The 20,802-nt window shown below is 57.7% G+C and carries 15 protein-coding genes and 3 tRNA genes; all 18 read left to right on the top strand.

The genetic code is table 11. The annotated features are described in order from the left end of the window. Positions 1 to 71: 71 nt before the first annotated feature. The 18 genes from F8B91_RS05225 to rpoC all read left to right on the top strand — a co-directional run bounded on the left by F8B91_RS05225 (position 72) and on the right by rpoC (position 20,772). Complete coding sequence (locus tag F8B91_RS05225; RefSeq protein ID WP_196502634.1) at positions 72 to 2,192, top strand: ComEC/Rec2 family competence protein; 2,121 nt, start codon at positions 72 to 74, stop codon at positions 2,190 to 2,192. A gap of 31 nt (positions 2,193 to 2,223) precedes the next feature. After that, entirely contained in the window at positions 2,224 to 2,835 is a 612-nt protein-coding gene (locus tag F8B91_RS05220; protein ID WP_196502633.1) for a LysE family translocator, read from the top strand. A gap of 1 nt (position 2,836) precedes the next feature. Continuing rightward, positions 2,837 to 3,337, top strand: coding sequence for a pantetheine-phosphate adenylyltransferase (gene coaD, locus F8B91_RS05215; RefSeq protein WP_196503981.1), 501 nt, complete (start codon positions 2,837 to 2,839; stop codon positions 3,335 to 3,337). 85 nt (positions 3,338 to 3,422) lie between these two features. Next, positions 3,423 to 3,508, top strand: a tRNA-Tyr gene (locus F8B91_RS05210). A 112-nt stretch (positions 3,509 to 3,620) separates the two neighbouring features. Next, positions 3,621 to 3,694: transfer RNA gene (locus F8B91_RS05205), tRNA-Gly, on the top strand. A gap of 59 nt (positions 3,695 to 3,753) precedes the next feature. Beyond that, entirely contained in the window at positions 3,754 to 4,083 is a 330-nt protein-coding gene (locus F8B91_RS05200; RefSeq protein ID WP_196502632.1) for a hypothetical protein, read from the top strand. An 11-nt stretch (positions 4,084 to 4,094) separates the two neighbouring features. After that, the gene (locus F8B91_RS05195) at positions 4,095 to 5,111 is read left to right on the top strand and encodes a hypothetical protein (protein WP_196502631.1); all 1,017 of its coding nucleotides are present in this window, start codon (positions 4,095 to 4,097) and stop codon (positions 5,109 to 5,111) included. A gap of 122 nt (positions 5,112 to 5,233) precedes the next feature. After that, entirely contained in the window at positions 5,234 to 6,424 is a 1,191-nt protein-coding gene (tuf, locus tag F8B91_RS05190; protein WP_196502433.1) for an elongation factor Tu, read from the top strand. A 177-nt stretch (positions 6,425 to 6,601) separates the two neighbouring features. Then, positions 6,602 to 8,644 (top strand): hypothetical protein, encoded by a 2,043-nt coding sequence (locus F8B91_RS05185; protein WP_196502630.1) that lies wholly within the window; start codon positions 6,602 to 6,604, stop codon positions 8,642 to 8,644. A 145-nt stretch (positions 8,645 to 8,789) separates the two neighbouring features. Continuing rightward, positions 8,790 to 8,865 (top strand) — tRNA-Trp (locus F8B91_RS05180). Between the two features lie 60 nt (positions 8,866 to 8,925). Then, positions 8,926 to 9,120 carry a preprotein translocase subunit SecE gene (gene secE, locus F8B91_RS05175; protein WP_196502629.1) on the top strand — a complete coding sequence of 65 codons (195 nt, stop codon included), beginning with the start codon at positions 8,926 to 8,928 and terminating at the stop codon, positions 9,118 to 9,120. Between the two features lie 28 nt (positions 9,121 to 9,148). Further along, positions 9,149 to 9,682 (top strand): transcription termination/antitermination protein NusG, encoded by a 534-nt coding sequence (gene nusG / locus F8B91_RS05170; RefSeq protein ID WP_196502628.1) that lies wholly within the window; start codon positions 9,149 to 9,151, stop codon positions 9,680 to 9,682. Between the two features lie 99 nt (positions 9,683 to 9,781). After that, complete coding sequence (gene rplK, locus F8B91_RS05165) at positions 9,782 to 10,213, top strand: 50S ribosomal protein L11 (protein ID WP_196502627.1); 432 nt, start codon at positions 9,782 to 9,784, stop codon at positions 10,211 to 10,213. 3 nt (positions 10,214 to 10,216) lie between these two features. Next, positions 10,217 to 10,915: a 50S ribosomal protein L1 gene (rplA, locus tag F8B91_RS05160; protein ID WP_196502626.1), complete on the top strand. Its 699-nt coding sequence runs from the start codon at positions 10,217 to 10,219 to the stop codon at positions 10,913 to 10,915. Positions 10,916 to 11,225: 310 nt separating this feature from the next. Then, positions 11,226 to 11,738: a 50S ribosomal protein L10 gene (gene rplJ, locus F8B91_RS05155; protein WP_196502625.1), complete on the top strand. Its 513-nt coding sequence runs from the start codon at positions 11,226 to 11,228 to the stop codon at positions 11,736 to 11,738. Positions 11,739 to 11,793: 55 nt separating this feature from the next. Continuing rightward, positions 11,794 to 12,168, top strand: a complete 375-nt coding sequence (gene rplL, locus F8B91_RS05150) for a 50S ribosomal protein L7/L12 (RefSeq protein ID WP_196502624.1) — start codon at positions 11,794 to 11,796, stop codon at positions 12,166 to 12,168. A gap of 222 nt (positions 12,169 to 12,390) precedes the next feature. Beyond that, complete coding sequence (rpoB, locus tag F8B91_RS05145; protein ID WP_196502623.1) at positions 12,391 to 16,506, top strand: DNA-directed RNA polymerase subunit beta; 4,116 nt, start codon at positions 12,391 to 12,393, stop codon at positions 16,504 to 16,506. A gap of 102 nt (positions 16,507 to 16,608) precedes the next feature. After that, positions 16,609 to 20,772 (top strand): DNA-directed RNA polymerase subunit beta', encoded by a 4,164-nt coding sequence (gene rpoC, locus F8B91_RS05140; RefSeq protein ID WP_196502622.1) that lies wholly within the window; start codon positions 16,609 to 16,611, stop codon positions 20,770 to 20,772. Positions 20,773 to 20,802 lie beyond the last annotated feature (30 nt).

Raw genomic sequence — 20,802 nt, 5'->3', positions numbered from 1 at the left:
CCTTTTAAGTCTTAGGCGTGGGGTAAGCGCTGATGGCTTCGGGTGCGCTCGGTAGCACAGTTGGCGGGGGCATGAAAGGGCAGGCCATCTCGTGGGAGATGGTCTCCGTCTGGGCATGGGCGCAGGTCAATGCAGCCGTCACCGCGACCAAGGCGCAGGCGGATAGGTTGCTGCTCTGGGCGCCGCTGTTCCTGATCACAGGCAATTGGATCTACTTCACGCTGCCCACCGAACCTGCGGCCACGCTGAATGCCGTTTTCGCCACTGCGGCCATGCTGCTGCTCTTGCTGCGCCGGAAGAGCCTGTTGTTCTTCCTGATGGGCCTCGTTCTGGTTGGGTTTTGCGCCACCAAATTCCGTGCCGACATGGTGGCAACGCCAATGCTGCGGGGCTCCACCAATGGCGTGATCATCGGTGGTTATGTGGCCGACTACGAAAACAAGGCCAAGGGTGCGCGGCAACTCACTGTGACGGTAGAGGAGCAAACCGGCATTCCCGAAGACGAACAGCCCAGGCGCGTGCGGGTCTATGCGCAGGATGCCGCGGCGCTGCAGATCGGCGATTACATAAGCTTCGAAGCTTATCTCTCGCCACTGCCGCGCCCGGTGCAACCCGGCGGCTTTGACTATGGGCGCATGCTGTATTTCGAATCCATCGGCGCAGGCGGCAGAATGATCGGCGCACCATCGCTGGAAATGCGCCCGGTGCCTTGGCAGTTTGAATACCGCCGCATCTTCCGCACTTTACGCACCGCCATTTCAGATCGCATCACCAGCGTGATCCCCGGGCCCGTCGGTCACCTCGCAGATTCAATGGTCTCCGGTGAACGCTCCGGCATCCCTCAGGAAATGAACCAGAGCCTGCAAATCTCCGGCCTCGCCCACATCATTTCGATTTCCGGCCTTCACATGTCGATGGTGGCGGGCGGAGTTTTCTGGGCGGTGCGCGCACTTCTGGCGCTCATTCCCTTCCTGGCCTTGCGCTTTCCCATCAAGAAAATCGCCGCCGTTGCAGCACTCATTGTCGGCCTCATCTACACGCTGCTCGCTGACTCTGGCTCGGCCACCGAACGTTCCTATTTGATGATCGCCGTGATGTTCTGCGCCATTCTGGTGGATAGGCGCGCCATCTCGCTGCGCAACCTCGCCATCGCTGCGATCCTGATTCTGCTGGTCACGCCGGAGGAAAGCGTAGGCGCCAGTTTCCAGATGTCGTTCCTCGCGGTCATGGGGCTGGCCGGGCTCGCCGAATGGTGGCACTCGCGCCCGCGCCGCGAGGGCTTGCCTGATGCCTCGCGCAGTATGCGTCTAGTGTCGAAAGCGGGCCGCGCCGTAATGGCCGCCGCACTCACAACTTTGATCGCAGGCTCGGCGTCGACCATCGCCGCCGCCTATCATTTCGACCGCCTGTCGCCTTACGGCATTCTCGCCAACGGCTTGACCTTGCCAGTGACTGAATTGCTCGTCATGCCGCCCGCACTTGTCGCGGTGATCCTGATGCCATTCGGCTTTGAATACTATCCGCTCAAAGTGATGGAGTTCGGCCTCACGCTCACCATGCAGGTTTCCGATTGGATCGCGTCCTGGCCCTCCGCAAATGTGCTCGTGGCCAAGCCGCATGTCGCAGGCATCCTGCTGTTGGCGTTCGCCGCAGCGATCCTCGCTATCGGCGGCAAGGGCTTGCGCTTGCCCGCAATCCTTTTGGCCGCGCTGGGTTTCAGCATCGCCTCGATCCACGACCGCCCGGTCATTCTGGTAGAAGACCGCACCGCCAATGTCGCCATCCTCGACCAGGACGACCACTATGTCCTCGCATCTAACGTCAACAAATTCGTCGCCACCAAATGGTTGCTAGGCAATGGCGACACGGCCAGCGTCGATCAGGCCACGCAGCGCCAAGGGTGGGATTGCAACACCGGCGATTGCTTCAGCACTCTCGCGCCCATGAGCGTGTCCTATCTGCAGGAGAAATCCGGCAACGGCCTCTATTGCCCAAACACCCAGATCATCATCGCCGATTTTCCGCTGCGCCACCAATGCAAGGCGCGGCTGGTGATTGATCGGTTTGACGTCTGGCGCAACGGCGCCTACGCCGTCAGTTTCAAGAATGGGCGCTATTCACTCCGCACGGCGCGGGAAGAGCAGGGGCAGCGGCCCTGGGCCCATGACAGCCGCAAATCAATCCGCAATTGAGGACGACCACAAAACCCGCTAGGATGCATCAATGACAATGAACAGCTATCTCGCCTTCATCCTCGCCGCCACCGCCTTGGCTATCGTACCGGGCCCAACGGTCACCATCGTTATCGCCAACAGCCTGAAGCATGGCACCCGCGCCGGGCTGCTGAATGTTCTGGGCACGCAAATCGGCGTGATCATCTGGCTCGCTATTGCAGCTTTGGGCCTCACTGCCGCCATCCACATGATGGGCGTGTGGTTTGATGTGTTGCGTTATGTCGGTGCAGCCTATCTGGTCTGGCTCGGCATCAAGCTGTTCCGCTCGAAAGGTGATCTGGCCATGGCCACCGATCGCGCCAGGCCGCATGGCAGCTTCTTGTTGCAGGGCTTCGTGGTCATCATGTCCAATCCGAAGATGTTGGTGTTGTTCGGCGCGCTGATTCCACCCTTTATTCCTTCAGGCGCTGATGTGACCTGGTCAACGTTGCAGCTCGGCCTCACCTTCGCGGTGATCGCCTGCTTCAGTGACAGTCTCTATGCGATCCTCGCGGGCCGCGCCGGCAAGTGGCTCTCGCAGAAGCGCATCCGTATTCTGGAAATCATCTCGGGCTCGTGCCTCATTGGCGGCGCGGCCTGGATGGTCTCGCGGAACTCCTGACTTGCGCACCGGCTTTTACCCCGGCTCGTTTGATCCGATCACCTTCGGGCATCTGGATGTGATCGCCCGCGCCGCAAGGCTGGTGGACAAGCTGGTGATCGGCATCGGCACTCATGGTTCAAAGCAGGGCTTGCTTTCGCCAGAAGAACGCTTGGCACTGGTGCGCACAGTGGCAAAGCCGGTGGCCGAACACGCCGGATTGAAAATCGACGTGGTGACTTTTTCCGGCCTCACGGTCGAGGCCGCCAAATCAGCAAAGGCCAATGTCATCATCCGCGGCCTGCGCGATGCTTCCGATTTTGATTACGAAGTACAAATGGCCCAGATGAACGGTGCCCTGACGCCGGAAGTCGAAACCGTGTTCCTGGCCGCATCGCCTGCCACCCGCATGATCTCATCCTCGCTGGTCAAGCAGATCGGCAAGATGGGCGGCGACACTTCGCTGTTCCTGCCCGATGAGGCACAAGCTGCGCTGAAAGCGGCCCTCAACCACAAAAACTGATGCCTGCTTGACACTGCGAAGGGTGGGCGGCATACAGCGCCACGCTTCGCGAACAACTGCAATTGTTTCACAAGCTTGAACTTGGGGGAGAGTGTCCCGAGTGGCAAAGGGGGGGGACTGTAAATCCCCTGCTTTACGGCTTCGTAGGTTCGAGTCCTACCTCTCCCACCATTTCATTTTCCAAAGCCACAGAATCGTCGTGCCCGCGAAAGCGGGCATCGCTGTTTTAGGGCGCAAGAACCCTTTTACAGAATCCCGACTTCTGTTATCTCAGTGCTGCGATGCGGGTGTAGCTCAATGGTAGAGCAAGAGTTTTCCAAACTCAAGACGAGGGTTCGATCCCCTTCACCCGCTCCAACTTCCCCCATTGTCAGCGCCGATGAATTTTGATTACGTCTCCGCAGACAGGGGAGAACATGATGCTCACTAAAATAGCGTTTGCAGTTCTGGCACTCGGCGCAATCGCATTGCCCCATGCAGCAGAGGCAAAATCGGCACGTTGTTACATCAATACCCATGGATATTTCGGCTGCAGCTTCCGTTCACTCGGCGCTGATGGCAGTTTCTTGATCCGGGGCGGTGATGTTGCGGGCTTCAGCATGATCATGATGGACAGTGGCTTTGCCTCGGGCTTCGAACGCTTCGGCTCCCGCAATGTGCCACTGGCAGGCACCTTCGTGCGCGATGGCGGTGATCCCGCCTGCTGGAACAACCCGGAACTCGGCATGAAAGTCTGCGCCTGGTAGGAGCAGGGTAATTGGAAGATTCAGGGATTCTTGACCGGCGCATTTCCACCCCAAGGAAGCGCTGCATTTTCACCAGTGCAGGCAGCCATCACCAGATCGCCATGTGGGACGATGGGCCGCGCAGTTGGGATCTGGTCGTTGCTTTCTTTGGTGATGATGATTTGGTCTATGAAGGTGTCGCAGCGCGCGCCGATGTGATCCTGCGCCGCAAGGGCAGCAAGTTCCAGAATCTCAAGGCGCTCTATCTGCAGCAACCAGGACTTTTTGACCGTTACGATTTCATCTTCCTGCTCGACGATGACATTCACATCAAGCCGCCCGAGATCAACCGCCTGTTCGATATCGCGGAGACTTATGACTTCTGGGTGTGCCAGCCGTCTTACGATCCCGCGGGCCGCGTGTCGCATGCCATCACCAGGCAGCTCGGCAGGCATATCCGTCTGACTGATTTTGTCGAAGTGACCTGCCCGGTTTTTCGGCGGGACAAGCTGGTCAGCTTTTTGAATGTCTATGATGGTGAGTTGGTCGGCTGGGGCGTGGATTGGTGGTATTGCCATGTGTTGCAAGCGCGCGAACACCGGAAATTCGCGATCATCGATGAAATCGCTGTTCTCAACCCTCATCCGCATCAGAAGGGCATGGCGGTGCGCGAGATAACATTGCTCCAGTCCGATGACATGCGCCGAAAAAATTGGAACCAGATATCTGCACGCCTGAAATTGAAGGGCTATGTCCCCCGCAACCTGGCGCATGTGATGGACCTGGATGCAGGCATAGGCGTGGCAGCGGCTTCCAGTGCGGCGACCCAGCATGCGGCCCGGACGGTCGCTGAATTGAGCAGCGAAATCCTGAACGAGCGCAAAGAACACCTCTGGACCAAATTCGAATTTGACCAGTTGCAGGCGGCCAATCCGCAACTGGAGGCGTTGCAGACTTCGCTGGCCTGGCGCCTGACGCGGCCGCTCCGCATGTTGCGGCGTTACTTGCAAAGCGGCAGGCCAGGTCCAGGCAGCTCGATCAGGTCTTGAGCCTGCACCTGCAGACCTTGCAAACAGTCCTTGCAACCACCATTTGATTTTCCTATAGACGCGCCCGATTTGGTACCTCGCCAACCGGCGCGTGATTTGTTTGAAAAAGGACGTGAGATAAAATGGGAAAAGAGAAATTCAACCGCGACAAGCCGCATTGCAACATTGGCACGATTGGCCATGTTGACCACGGCAAGACCTCGCTGACGGCAGCGATCACCAAGATCCTGGCTGAAACCGGTGGCGCTACGTTCATGGCTTATGACCAGATCGACAAGGCGCCGGAAGAAAAGGCGCGTGGCATCACGATCAACACGGCCCACGTTGAGTACCAGACCAAGGCACGTCATTACGCCCACGTCGATTGCCCCGGCCATGCTGACTATGTGAAGAACATGATCACCGGTGCAGCCCAGATGGATGGCGGCATTCTGGTTGTGTCGGCTGCTGACGGCCCGATGCCGCAGACCCGCGAGCACATCCTGCTGGCCCGCCAGGTTGGTGTGCCTGCACTTGTTGTGTTCATGAACAAGGTCGACATGGTTGACGATCCGGAACTCCTGGAACTCGTCGAAATGGAAGTGCGCGAGCTCCTGAGCTCGTACCAGTTCCCCGGCGACACCATTCCGATCACCAAGGGTTCGGCTCTCTGCGCACTCGAAGGCACCAAGCCTGAGATCGGCCGCGACGCCATTCTCGCTCTGATGAAGACGGTTGACGAATACATTCCGCAGCCGGAGCGTCCGATTGACCAGCCGTTCCTGATGCCGATCGAAGACGTGTTCTCGATCTCGGGCCGCGGCACGGTTGTGACCGGCCGTGTTGAGCGTGGCATTGTGAAGGTGGGCGAGGAAATCGAAATCATCGGTATCCGCGACACCGTCAAGACCACCTGCACGGGCGTTGAAATGTTCCGCAAGCTTCTGGACCAGGGCCAGGCTGGCGACAACATCGGCGCGCTGCTGCGTGGTGTGGAACGTGAAGGCGTTGAGCGTGGCCAGGTTCTGGCCAAGCCGGGCAGCATTAAGCCGCACAAGAAGTTCATGGCCGAAGTCTACATTCTGACCAAGGAAGAGGGTGGCCGTCATACGCCGTTCTTCAACAACTACCGTCCGCAGTTCTACTTCCGCACCACGGACGTGACCGGTGTTGTGACTCTGCCAGCGGGTACTGAAATGGTGATGCCGGGCGACAACGTGTCGTTCGACGTTGATCTCATTACCCCGATCGCCATGGAAGAGAAGCTGCGCTTCGCCATCCGTGAAGGCGGCCGCACCGTCGGCGCCGGCGTCGTCGCCAAGATCAACGAGTAGGCTTCTTTCAAGCCCCCAAGGGGTTGAGTATAGAAATGACGGCCAGGATCACCAACATTGATCCTGGCCGTTTTTCTTTGGCGGCTCGCATTTGCACATGTCCGAGATATGCAAACTTTTCCTGTCACTTGTTATTTCATGATATCAAGATGCAGACACCAGTGAGCATTCTTCTTCATGATCGCCAGCAATAGTAAAGTCAGACCCATATCACTCCCCAAGTTCGGTCTGATTGTCCTGATCCATGCATTGCTTTGCTTTGTTTTCTTCCGTCACATTTGGGCCGGCACGCATAGTTTTGCGACCGGCGGGGATTCTATAGATCAAAGCTATATGTGGCTAACCAAGGTTTTCCACGCCGTTCGCTCAGGTGAGTTTGCATTGTGGGACTTCGGAGTCATGTCGGGCGTCTCTTTTGTCGGAGAGCTGCAGACCTCGCCCCTTTATCCGGTGGCTTGGATTGCGGGCCTCATTTTTCCGGGAGACACATTCAGGACTGTCGATCTGTTTCTCCTGCTGCATTATTTCATTGCTGCTATCTGCATGAGTGTTTTTTGTCTGCGGATTGGCTTGTCCACCACGGCCGCCCTCCTGGCATCGATCATTTATGCTTATGGAACGGGCTTTTCGCTGCGCGTCGCCGGTCAGCCCAATCTTTTTGCAGGTCTGGCATGGATGCCTCTTGTGTCTCTGGGGTTTTACGGTCTTGCGGCAGCGGCAGGCATAAAACAGCGAATTTCCTACGCCGTGCTAGCGGGCACAGGCGTTGCCCTTAGTTTTTTGGCCGGCCATGCGCATTCAACCGTCTTGGCGCTGATGGCAGCTTTTTTCATCCTGCCCTATGCCATGCCGGGCCTGCTCAGGTTGAATTGGCTGAAAACAAATCTTCCACGTTTGAAAGAGCTTGCCAAATTATTCTGTCTCGTTGGCTTGGTAGCTCTTATCCTTATGCTTCCGCAATTCATTGCAACTTCTGAATATCTTGTATTGTCCTATAAATGGTACGGCCCAGGTTACACGTCCTTTCCACACATAGTGCCACTGGACTTTTTCATTGCATCCACGGTTCCTTTTCGCGGACTTGTTTCGCTCTTCACTGGCGGAAGCGGTGGCGACCCTGACGGTGCGACATTCTTTTTCACGCGCATGGGATTGATCTTGGCAGCAGTTGCAATTGTGACTGCAGCACTGAACCGAACGGAACAGAAAGTTTTGGTTTTATGTTGTGCTGTTCTGGCAATATTCGCGACGAGCTTCGCCTTTTCATTCATTAGCCCGCTTGCCTATATCTATATGCATCTCCCATTATTGAACCTGGTCAGGTCGCCGGGGCGCGCGCTTTTCATGTTTGGCTTTGCTGGAGCAATTTTGGCTGGCATTGGCCTCGATTGTGCGCGGATGTGGGTTAGATCCGCTGCCCCCAAAATTCCAGACTTTGCACTTGGCGGGCTAATTTCGGGCATCGCCATTCTGATTGCGGTATTCGAGATCGGAAACTTCCTCCCACCCCGAACGCAGTTTGCGATTGGCCCAGACTCAGTCATCCCGAGTGTATCGAACAACCCGGTTGCCCAAAAGCTTTTGGCTCTGTCAGAAGCCTCGCCCGAACCCTACCGATTTTATGCACCCGAAGAGTTGGTGCCTCCTAATATTGGCGATCTTTATCCGATACTTTCGGCCCATGGTCATCGTTCTTCCAGGACCGTTGCCTATCATTCCTATTTTGACTTCAACCCCAAATCCGAAAAAATGGACGAGCTTGGGGTAAAGTGGTGGGTGTCTGACAAGGAACTTCAAGACCTGCCGTTAATCGCGCAATGGAATTCAACTTACCTCTATGAGCGGCCTACCGCCTTTCCGGTGTTGTGGCGGGCTGATCAGGACGGGAGCGGCCACGCTATACCCATGCAGCCCCCGCATGTTGGTCAGAATGAAGTCGTTTTCAACTTCACTTCTCCCGAGCATGGAACGTTTGTCTTTGGGCAAACCGCCTATCCAGGCTGGTATGCTTCTGCTGATGGCATTCCACTTCCCATCGTGATGCGCAAAGAGCTCCAGTCAGTGACAAGCCTGTCCCCAATCAAAGAGCTTAGGTTTTTCTATGAACCAATTTGGTGGCGCCCGGCATTGTTCATATTCCTGCTCGGATGGGGCGCCTTGTTGATTAGCATGGGGGTAGCCGGCACGAGGCACACGCTCAGGACTTTTCGCGCCATTTAACCAGTTGACGGAAGGCTGCATCCCCCCTAAATGCCGGGCATCCAATTTAGCGTGATCAGCGGCAAGGCGATGGAAGCTTTGGCCGCTCTGTTGCGTCTAAGGAATACGAGTAGTCATTTCAAGGGTTTATGGGCCCGCGAGATGAAGGGGTATAGCTCAGTTGGTAGAGCGATGGTCTCCAAAACCATAGGTCGTGGGTTCAAATCCTACTGCCCCTGCCAACTTCTTCTGGTTTCAGAAATGAAATCAGAGGCTTACAGATTAGAGAACGCAAGGCGAAAATGGCCAAGAAAGAGAATCTGATTACCTTTTTCCAGGACGTGCGCGACGAGGCCGAAAAGGTCACGTGGCCATCGCGCCGGGAACTTGGCATTTCAACCGTGATGGTCGTCATCATGGTGATTGCAGCGAGTGCCTTCTTTCTGGGTGCGGATGCGCTCCTGAAGCTGGTCGTTGACCGTCTTCTTGGAATTTGAGCTTTAAATCAAGGTATTGCGGCAAGATATGGCAAAGCGCTGGTACATCGTCCACACCTATTCGAACTTCGAAAAGAAGGTCGCTGAAAGCCTGAAGGAGCAATCCGTTCAGAAGGGCCTGCAGGACCTTTTCGAGCAGGTGATGGTGCCAACCGAAGAAGTGGTGGAGCTTCGCCGTGGCCGCCGTGTGAAGAGCGAACGCCGATTCTTCCCGGGCTACGTGCTTGCCAAGATCGATTTGACCGACGAAGTGTTCCATCTGATCAAGAACACGCCGAAGGTTACTGGTTTCCTCGGTTCGGGCTCCAAGCCGGTTCCGATTTCAGACGCTGAAGCCAACCGCATCCTGAATCAGGTTGCTGAAGGCGTTGAGCGTCCCAAGGCCACCATCCACTTTGAAGTGGGCGAACAAGTGCGCGTGGCCGATGGCCCGTTTGCCTCGTTCAATGGCCAGGTGGAAGAAGTGGACGAAGAACGCGCCCGCCTCAAAGTGGCTGTTTCCATCTTCGGGCGCCCAACGCCTGTCGAGCTGGAATACAGCCAGGTTGAGAAGATGAAGTAAGAATTCCCTTCTCCGCAAGGAGGAGGGCTTTAGTGACTAGAAACCCGTGGAAGGCCTTTCAAAAAGCCGCACCACTAACCTTGTAAGAGGGAAGACAACATGGCGAAGAAAATCGTCGGCTACATCAAGCTGCAAGTGCCAGCTGGACAGGCCAACCCATCACCCCCGATCGGCCCGGCTCTGGGCCAACGTGGTCTGAACATCATGGAATTCTGCAAGGCCTTCAATGCCGCCTCGCAGAAGATGGATCCGGGTTCGCCCGTTCCAGTGGTGATCACGGCCTATCAGGACAAGTCCTTCACCTTTGAAATGAAGTCGCCGCCGGCGTCGCATTTCCTCAAGAAGGCCGCCAAGATCAATGCCGGTTCCAAGGAGCCAGGCAAGGTCAAGGCTGGCACGGTGACCATGGCCCAGTGCCGTGAAATCGCTGAGCAGAAGCTCAAGGGCATGAATGCACGCGACCTCGAAGCAGGTGCGCGCGAGATCGCCGGTTCGGCCCGTTCGATGGGCCTGGAAGTGACGGGAAACTAAGCCATGAGCAAAGCCAAGCGTATTACCAAGAACCTCGACGGCCTTGACCGTGCGAAGCTCTACACCATCGAAGAAGCCGTGAAGCTGGTAAAGGCCCGCGCCAATGCCAAGTTTGACGAAACCATCGAAGTGGCAATGAATCTCGGTGTTGACCCGCGCCATGCTGACCAGATGGTTCGCGGCGTGTGCAACCTGCCGAATGGCTCGGGCCGTAAAGTCCGCGTTGCCGTGTTCGCCAAGGGCCCGAAGGCTGATGAAGCCAAGAAGGCTGGTGCAGATATCGTCGGCGCTGAAGACCTCTTTGAAATCGTCAACAAGGGCACCATTGATTTCGACCGTTGCATTGCAACGCCGGACATGATGGGCCTCGTCGGTCGTCTCGGCAAGGTTCTCGGCCCGCGTAACATGATGCCGAACCCCAAGGTTGGGACTGTGACCATGGACGTGACCGCAGCTGTGAAAGCAGCCAAGGGTGGCGCTGTTGAATTCCGCGTCGAAAAGGCCGGCATCGTACAGGCTGGCGTTGGCAAGGCATCCTTCTCGGAAGAGCAGATTGCCGGCAACGTTCGTGCTTTCGTGGACGCCGTCAACAAGTCCAAGCCGGCAGGCGCCAAGGGCACCTACCTGAAGAAGATTTCGCTGTCATCGTCGATGGGCCCCGGCCTGAAGATCGATCTCGCAGCAGTAGGCCCTGCGGCCTAAACGAAATTCCGTGTGCGGAGGGAAATCTTCCGCGCACGGATGAATGTCTGGCTTTCGGGCCTGATGTTCAACCTGTCCAAGATTGCGGGCGTGGGGGCAACCTCACTTAAAAGTCCAGCCAGCATGAGATGGGAGTCAAAACGAATTCCCTCCGCAAGGAGGAGTAAGTCGGTTGAGACCTCACGAACCGGATGAAAATCCGGGGGCAGGCTTTAAGCGCCGTTTTGCTTGAAGCCATAAGGCTTGAGAGCAAGACGGTTGGTCCAACCGGTGTGAGGCATTCCGCTTCACGCCAAAAAGGAGAGAGCAAGTGGAAAAAGCTGCAAAATCACAGCTCGTCTCAACGCTCAACGGGATTTTCAAGAATTCCGCTGTTGTCGTTGTGGCCCACAACAACGGCCTCACTGCGAACCAGGTCCTCGACCTGCGTAACAAGATGGCCGCTGCTGGCGCAACCGTAAAGGTTGCGAAGAACAGCCTCGTCAAGCTCGCTCTGGAAGGCACTGACGCAAAAAGCATCGAAAGCTACCTGACCGGCCCTACCATGCTGGCCTATGCTAACGATCCTGTGACGGCACCCAAGGTTGCCTCTGACTTCGCCAAGGCCCACGAAAAGTTCGTGATCCTCGGCGGTGCTCTGGGCGCAACCCCAATGGATGCTGCCTCCGTCAAGGCGCTCGCATCGCTGCCGTCGCTCAATGAGCTGCGTGCAAAGCTCGTCGGCATGATCCAGACCCCGGCCACCCGCATTGCGGGCGTGGTTGCGGCACCTGCAGGTCAGCTGGCGCGTGTGATGAACGCCTATGCCACCAAGGCTGCTTGATAAAGCGAACCCAACCAACTTTTGTTTTAACCGACTTAAAAAGTGAGAAAATAAAATGGCTGATCTTGCCAAAATCGTAGACGACCTGTCCGCCTTGACCGTTCTGGAAGCTGCTGAGCTTTCCAAGCTTCTCGAAGAGAAGTGGGGCGTTTCGGCTGCTGCTCCCGTGGCAGTTGCTGCTGCTGGCGGCGGCGCTGCTGCTCCGGCTGCTGAAGAAAAGACCGAGTTCACCGTTGTTCTGGCCGCCGCTGGCGACAAGAAGATCGAAGTGATCAAGGAAGTCCGCGCCATCACCGGCCTCGGCCTGAAGGAAGCCAAGGACCTTGTCGAAGGCGCTCCGAAGCCCCTGAAGGAAGGCGTTGCCAAGAAGGACGCAGAAGACATGAAGAAGAAGCTCGAAGGCGTCGGCGCCAAGGTCGAGCTGAAGTAACTCCACTTGGTTTTCCGCCCTGGGGTTCCTATCTCAGGGCGGGGAACCAGCCACAATCTTGCCACGAGGGGCGGGCAAAAGGCTCTCTCCGCATGACAGGATCATAAGTATCGAGTTGGAACAGTTCTTCAAAGGCCTGTAGTCGCAGGCATTTGCAGAACTGTTTTGGGCGTCCTGAAGGGGCGCTGTGCGCGTAGAATTCAAAAAGTGACAGGAAAACACATGGCTGACACAAGATCCATTGCAAGCAGGAAGCGAATTCGTAAGGTCTTCGGCAAAGGTATTGAAGTTGCCGAAATGCCGAATCTCATCGAGGTTCAGCGTGAATCTTACGAACAGTTCCTGCAGATGCAGGAGCCGGCCGGTGGCCGCCTCACCGAGGGTTTGCAAGCCGTCTTCAAGTCGGTCTTCCCGATTTCCGATTTCTCCGGCCAGTCGGTGCTGGAATTCAAGCGTTACGAATTCGAACAGCCGAAGTTTGACGTGGATGAATGCCAGCAGCGCGGCATGACCTATGCAGCACCGCTGCGCGTCACCCTGCAGCTCGTCGTGTTCGAAATTGACCCTGACACCCAGGCCAAGTCGCTGAAGGACGTGAAGGAGCAGGACGTGTACATGGGCGAAATTCCGCTCATGACCAAGAACGGCACCTTCGTGGTCAACGGCACCGAGCGCGTGATCGTGTCCCAGATGCACCGTTCGCCGGGCGTCTTCTTCGACAACGATAAAGGCAAGAGCCACTCTTCGGGCAAGATCCTGTTTGCCGCCCGCGTCATTCCCTATCGCGGCTCGTGGCTCGATTTCGAATTCGATGCCAAGGACCTCATTTTCGCGCGTATCGACCGCCGCCGCAAACTTCCCGTGACGACGCTGTTCTATGCCTTGGGCATGGGCTCGGAAGAAATCCTGCACCACTTCTACAAGTCAGTGCCTTACAGCATGACCAAGGAAGGCTGGCGCATGCCTTATTTGGCTGACCGTTTCAAGGGCATCAAGCCGACGGTTGACATGATCGACGCCAAGACGGGCGCTGTGGTTGTTGAAGCCGGCAAGAAGATCTCGCCGCGCATGGCCCGCAAGATCGCTGAAGACGGCACCAAGGAACTCCTGGTGCGCGATGAAGACCTCTATGGTCAGTACATCGCCGACGAAATGGTGAATGAAGACACCGGTGAAATCTATGCCGAAGCCGGCGAAGAGATCACCGAGAAGTCGCTCAAGGCACTCAAGGAGCAGGGCTTCAAGACCCTGAACCTCCTCGACATCGACCATATCAACACCGGTGCTTACATCCGCAACACGCTGAAGGCCGACAAGGTTGAAAGCTATGAGCAGGCGCTGGTTGAAATCTACCGCGTCATGCGCCCCGGTGAACCGCCGACGCGTGAAGGCGCTGAAGCGCTGTTCAAGGGCCTGTTCTTCGATCAAGAGCGTTATGACCTCTCGGCCGTGGGCCGCGTGAAGATGAACATGCGCCTTGATTTGAACGTGGCCGACTCCATGCGCGTTCTGCGCAAGGAAGACATCCTGCTCATCGTCAAGACGCTGCATGACCTGCGCGACTCGAAGGGCGAAGTCGACGACATCGACAATCTCGGCAACCGCCGTGTGCGCTCGGTGGGCGAGCTCATGGAAAACCAATACCGCCTCGGCCTCGTCCGTATGGAACGCGCCATCAAGGAACGTCTGTCATCGGTTGATATCGACACGGTGATGCCGCATGACTTGATCAATGCCAAGCCTGCTGCCGCTGCCGTGCGTGAATTCTTCGGCTCCTCGCAGCTGTCGCAATTCATGGACCAGACCAATCCGCTGTCTGAAATCACCCACAAGCGCCGTCTCTCGGCCCTTGGCCCGGGCGGTCTGACGCGTGAACGTGCTGGCTTCGAAGTCCGCGACGTTCACCCGACCCACTACGGCCGCATCTGCCCGATTGAAACGCCGGAAGGCCCGAATATCGGTCTGATCAACTCGCTCGCCACCTATGCCCGCGTCAACAAATATGGCTTCATTGAAACGCCGTATCGCCGCGTGACCGATGGCAAAGTGACCAATGACGTGAAGTATCTCTCCGCCATTGAGGAAGCCAAGTATCACATCGCCCAGGCCAACGTGCCGCTGACCAAGGACGGCGCATTTGCTGACGAACAGGTCATCGTGCGTTATCAGGGCGACGTGTTCCAGATCACCCCGGACCGCGTGGACTTTGCCGACGTCTCGCCGAAGCAGATCGTTTCGGTTGCCGCCGCCTTGATCCCGTTCCTTGAAAACGACGACGCCAACCGCGCCCTCATGGGTTCCAACATGCAGCGTCAGGCCGTGCCGCTGGTGCGTTCATCCGCACCGCTGGTGGGCACCGGCATGGAAAGCGTTGTGGCCCGTGACTCTGGTGCCGCCATCACCGCCCGCCGTTCCGGCGTGGTCGACCAGGTGGACGCCAAGCGCATCGTGATCCGCGCCACGGAAGAAACCGATCCGACGAAGCCGGGTGTTGATATTTATACCCTGGCCAAGTTCCAGCGTTCCAACCAGTCCACCTGCATCAACCAGCGTCCGCTGGTGCGTGCTGGTGACATCGTGGACGCCGGCGACATCATCGCTGACGGCCCATCGACGGAACTGGGCGATCTGGCTCTCGGCCAGAACTGCCTCGTCGCGTTCATGCCGTGGAATGGCTACAACTTCGAAGACTCGATCCTGCTCTCCGAGCGCATCGTGAAGGATGACGTGTTCACGTCGATCCACATCGAAGAATTCGACGTGATGGCTCGTGACACCAAGCTCGGCCCGGAAGAAATCACCCGCGACATTCCGAATGTGGGCGAAGAAAGCCTCAAGAACCTCGACGAAGCTGGCATCGTTTACATCGGTGCTGAAGTGAAGCCGGGCGACATTCTGGTCGGCAAGATCACCCCGAAGGGCGAAAGCCCGATGACGCCGGAAGAAAAGCTGCTGCGCGCCATCTTCGGTGAAAAGGCTTCTGATGTGCGTGACACGTCTCTGCGCCTGCCGCCCGGCGTGTCGGGCACGGTCGTGGAAGTGCGCGTGTTCAACCGCCATGGTGTGGACAAGGACGAACGTGCCTTGGCCATCGAGCGCGAAGAAATCGAACGCCTGGCCAAGGACCGCGACGACGAACTCGCGATCCTCGACCGCAACTCTTACGGCCGCCTGCATGACTTCCTGCATGGCAAGACAGCCACCGGCGGCCCGCGCGGCCACAAGCTGGATGGCAAGATTGCCGAGAAGGACCTGGAAGGCATTCCGCGTTCGCAATGGTGGAACATCGCTCTGGGCAACGAAAAGTCCATGGGCGAACTCGAAGCCATGAAAGTGCAGTACGACGACTCCAAGAAGCGCCTCGAAACGCGCTTCATGGACAAGGTCGAAAAGCTGCAGCGTGGCGATGAACTGCCCACCGGCGTGATGAAGATGGTCAAGGTCTTCGTTGCCGTGAAGCGCAAGATCCAGCCGGGCGACAAGATGGCCGGCCGCCATGGCAACAAGGGCGTGGTCTCCAAGATCGTGCCGCAGGAAGACATGCCCTATCTGGAAGACGGCACCCCGGTTGACGTGGTGCTCAATCCGCTCGGCGTGCCTTCGCGCATGAACGTTGGTCAGATCCTCGAAACCCATTTGGGTTGGGCCTGCGCCGGCATGGGCAAGAAGATCGGTGAAGCACTGGAAGTGTACCAGTCTTCGCAGAAGTCGAAGCCCGTGCGTGACGTGCTGTTCAGCGCCTATGGCAAGAATGCCGAACTCGATGCTTTGGATGATACCCAGATTGTCGAATTCGCCCACACCGTGAAGAAGGGCGTTCCGATTGCAACGCCGGTCTTCGATGGTGCGCGCGAGGAAGACATTTCCAAGATGCTGCAGGATGCCGGTCTGTCCACCTCTGGCCAGATCAAGCTCTATGACGGCCGTACTGGCGATGTGTTCGACCGTCCGGTGACCGTGGGCTACATCTATATCCTGAAGCTGCACCATCTCGTGGACGACAAGATCCACGCCCGTTCGATCGGGCCTTACTCGCTCGTTACCCAGCAACCGCTGGGCGGCAAGGCGCAGTTCGGTGGCCAGCGCTTCGGCGAAATGGAAGTCTGGGCTCTCGAAGCTTACGGCGCTGCCTATACGCTGCAGGAAATGCTGACGGTGAAGTCCGACGACGTGGCGGGCCGCACCAAGGTTTACGAAGCGATCGTCCGTGGTGACGATGCCTTTGAAACCGGCATTCCGGAAAGCTTCAACGTGCTGGTCAAGGAAATGCGTTCCTTGGGCCTCAATGTTGAACTGCAGAATGGCGCACCGTTGGAAGCCCCCGACGCACAGAACTGATTTTAAGGGCAGGGCGCTCGCACAGTGAGCGCCCTCCCTATCCAAGTTTGAGTTTCAATTCACAGCGGGCTCTCATCCCCCGCATAAGGAGCAAGGACACCCATGAACCAAGAGCTCATGAACGTCTTCAACCCGGTTACTCCGGTTCAGGTTTTCGACCAGATCCGCATCACCGTCGCCAGCCCGGAGAAAATCCTGTCCTGGTCGTTCGGCGAAATCAAGAAGCCGGAAACCATCAATTACCGTACATTCAAGCCGGAACGTGACGGCCTGTTCTGCGCGCGCATTTTCGGACCCGTGAAGGATTACGAATGCCTGTGCGGCAAGTACAAGCGCATGAAGTACAAGGGCATCATCTGCGAAAAGTGTGGCGTGGAAGTCACCCTGTCGAAGGTGCGGCGCGAGCGCATGGGCCATATCGAACTCGCAGCCCCGGTTGCCCATATCTGGTTCCTGAAGTCGGTGCCGAGCCGCATCGCGACCTTGCTCGACATGACGCTAAAGGATGTGGAACGCATCCTCTATTTCGAAAACTACATTGTGACCGAGCCGGGCCTCACCCCGCTCAAGATGCACCAGCTGCTGGGCGAGAATGAATATCTCAAGGCCCAGGAAGAATATGGCGAAGACAGCTTCACCGCATCGATCGGTGCTGAGGCCGTGCGCGACATGCTCAACGCCATTAATCTCGATGCGTTGAAAATTTCGCTGCGCGAAGAGCTGAAAGTCGCAACCGGTGAAATCAAGCCGAAGAAGCTGGCCAAGCGTTTGAAGCTCGTCGAGAACTTCCTGGAATCCGGCAACCGCCCGGAATGGATGATCCTGACTGTTGTTCCGGTGATCCCGCCGGAACTGCGCCCGCTCGTCCCGCTGGATGGTGGCCGCTTCGCGACGTCGGATCTCAATGATCTTTATCGCCGCGTCATCAACCGCAACAACCGCCTGAAGCGCCTCATTGAATTGCGTGCGCCAGACATCATCGTGCGTAACGAAAAGCGCATGCTGCAGGAATCGGTGGATGCGCTGTTCGACAACGGCCGCCGTGGCCGCGTCATCACCGGTGCCAACAAGCGTCCGCTGAAGTCGCTGTCAGATATGCTCAAGGGCAAGCAGGGCCGCTTCCGCCAGAACCTGCTCGGCAAGCGCGTCGACTATTCGGGCCGCTCGGTCATCACCGTGGGTCCGGAGTTGAAGCTGCATCAGTGCGGCCTGCCGAAGAAGATGGCGCTCGAATTGTTCAAGCCGTTCATCTATTCGCGCCTCGAAGCCAAGGGCCTTTCTTCCACCGTGAAGCAAGCCAAGAAGCTGGTTGAAAAGGAAAAGCCGGAAGTCTGGGATATCCTCGACGAGGTTATCCGCGAACATCCGATCATGCTGAACCGCGCGCCGACGCTGCATCGCTTGGGCATCCAGGCGTTTGAGCCCGTGCTGATCGAAGGCAAGGCCATTCAGCTGCATCCGCTCGTCTGCACCGCCTTCAACGCCGACTTTGACGGCGACCAGATGGCTGTGCACGTTCCGCTGTCGCTCGAAGCGCAGCTGGAAGCCCGCGTGCTGATGATGTCGACCAACAACGTGCTGCATCCCGCCAACGGCCAGCCGATCATTGTGCCGTCGCAGGATATCGTTCTGGGCCTCTACTATCTATCGCTCATGAACGACAATGAGCCGGGGCAGGGCATGATGTTCGGCAACATTGCCGAAGTCGATCACGCCTTGCAGGCCGGCGCTGTCACGCTGCATGCCAAGATCAAGGGCCGCATCACCGAGATGGGCCCGGATGGCCAGCTCGTGACCCGCACCCTGGAAACCACACCGGGCCGCCTGAAAATCGGTGAGCTGTTGCCGCATGCCGTCAACATCTCTTACGACCTCTGCAACAAGCTGATGACCAAGCGCGAAATCTCTAAGATGATCGACGCCGTCTACCGCCATTGTGGCCAGAAGGAAGCTGTTGTCTTCGCTGACCGCATCATGGGCCTCGGCTTCCACAACGCCTACAAGGCGGGCATTTCCTTCGGCAAGGACGACATGGTCATCCCCGCCGCCAAGGAAAAGCTGGTCGCGCAGACGCGTTTGCTGGCCAAGGAATATGAGCAGCAGTATTCCGACGGTCTCATCACCCAGGGCGAAAAGTACAACAAGGTGGTTGACGCCTGGGGCAAGTGCAACGACCGCGTGACCGAAGAAATGATGGCGGAAATTTCCGCCGTTCGCGTGGACGACAAGACCGGCCGTACCAAGCCGATCAACTCGATCTACATGATGTCGAACTCCGGCGCCCGTGGCTCCGTCACCCAGATGAAGCAGCTGGGCGGCATGCGCGGCCTGATGTCCAAGCCTTCGGGCGAGATCATCGAAACGCCGATCATTTCGAACTTCAAGGAAGGTCTCTCGGTTCTCGAATACTTCAACTCCACCCACGGTGCCCGCAAGGGCCTCGCGGATACGGCGTTGAAGACCGCGAACTCGGGTTACCTCACCCGCCGTCTGGTTGACGTTGCTCAGGATGCCATCATTTCTGAACCGGATTGCGGCACCAAGCGCTATCTCACCACACGCCCCCTGATCGATAGCGGTCAGGTGATCGTGTCGCTGGGCCAGCGTGTGCTGGGCCGTACGGCAGCCGAGAACATGGTCGATCCGGCAACGGGCACGATCATCATCGAAGCCGGCAAGGAAATTCTCGAACCGCATGCTGAGAAGATCGAAAAGGCCGGCATCACCGAAGCCAAGATCCGCTCGGTGCTGACCTGCGAAACCAAGTTCGGCGTCTGCGCAGCCTGCTATGGCCGCGACCTTGCACGCGGCACGCCTGTGAATATGGGCGAAGCCGTGGGCGTGATTGCAGCCCAGTCCATCGGTGAACCGGGCACGCAGCTCACCATGCGTACCTTCCACATCGGCGGCGTGGCGCAGGTTCTTGACAACAGCTTCGTTGAGGCCGCTCAGGAAGGTTTGGTTGAAATCCGCAACTCCGCAGTTGCCAAGGCCACCAGTGGCAACTTGATCGTGATGGGCCGCAACGCCCTGATCGCCATCAAGGATCCGCAAGGCAATGACCGCGCCACCTATAAGGTGGGTTACGGTTCGCGCCTGCTGGTCAACACCGGTGATCATGCCAAGCGGGGTATCCGTATCGCCGAATGGGATCCGTTCACCCGTCCGATCCTCACGGAAGTGGACGGCATCGTGGCCTTCGAAGACGTGGTTGATGGTGTCACCGTCAACGAAGCGACTGACGAAGCAACGGGCATCACCAACCGTGTGATCATCGACTGGCGCACCAATCAGCGTGGCACGGGCCTCAAGCCCGCCATCGTGATCAAGGATGCCAATGGCGAAGTGAAGAAGCTGGCCCGCGGCGGCGACGCTCGCTACCTGCTTTCCGTCGACGCCATTCTGTCGGTGGAACCGGGTGCCAAGGTGGGTGCAGGCGACGTGCTCGCCCGTAACCCGCTGGAAAGCGCCAAGACCCGCGACATCACCGGCGGTCTGCCGCGTGTTGCCGAACTCTTCGAAGCGCGCCGTCCGAAGGATGCTGCGATCATCGCCGAAATCTCCGGCAAGATCGAATTCGGCCGCGACTACAAGAACAAGCGCCGCATCAAGATCGTGCCGCAGGAGGAGGGTGCAGAAGCCGTCGAATACCTGATCCCGAAGGGCAAGCATTTGCCCGTCCAGGAAGGTGACTTCATCGAAAAGGGTGAATACCTGATGGACGGCAACCCGGCACCGCATGACATCCTTGCGATCAAGGGCGTGGAAGAACTGGCTGCGTTCCTCGTGAACGAAATCCAGGAAGTCTATCGTCTGCAGGGCGTGGGCATCAACGACAAGCACATCGAAGTGATTGTCCGCCAGATGCTGCAGAAGGTTGAAATCACCGACCAGGGTGAATCGACCTACCTGCCGGGCGAACAGCTCGACCGCGAAGAACTGGACCGCGAAAACCTCAAGCTGGTGGCCGAAGGCCTCAAACCTGCTTCGGGCCAGCCGGTTCTGCTCGGCATCACCAAGGCGTCGCTGCAAACCCGCAGCTTCATCTCGGCGGCGTCCTTCCAGGAAACCACCCGCGTCCTCACCGACGCTGCGGTTCAGGGCAAGATCGACACGCTCGATGGCCTCAAGGAAAACGTCATCGTCGGCCGCCTGATCCCGGCCGGCACTGGCGGCATGCTGGCACGCTTCCGTGCCATCGCCGACAAGCGCGACCGGATGATCATCGAGGAGCAGCAAAAGTCGCAGCTCCCCGCCGCGGAATAAGCGAGACACTAAATCAAGAGGCCCGGAGCA

Source organism: Aestuariivirga litoralis, assembly GCF_015714715.1.
GTDB classification, from domain to species: domain Bacteria; phylum Pseudomonadota; class Alphaproteobacteria; order Rhizobiales; family Aestuariivirgaceae; genus Aestuariivirga; species Aestuariivirga litoralis_A.
Note: the sequence above shows the minus strand (reverse complement) of the source record. Positions and strands in the feature narration are given on the sequence as shown.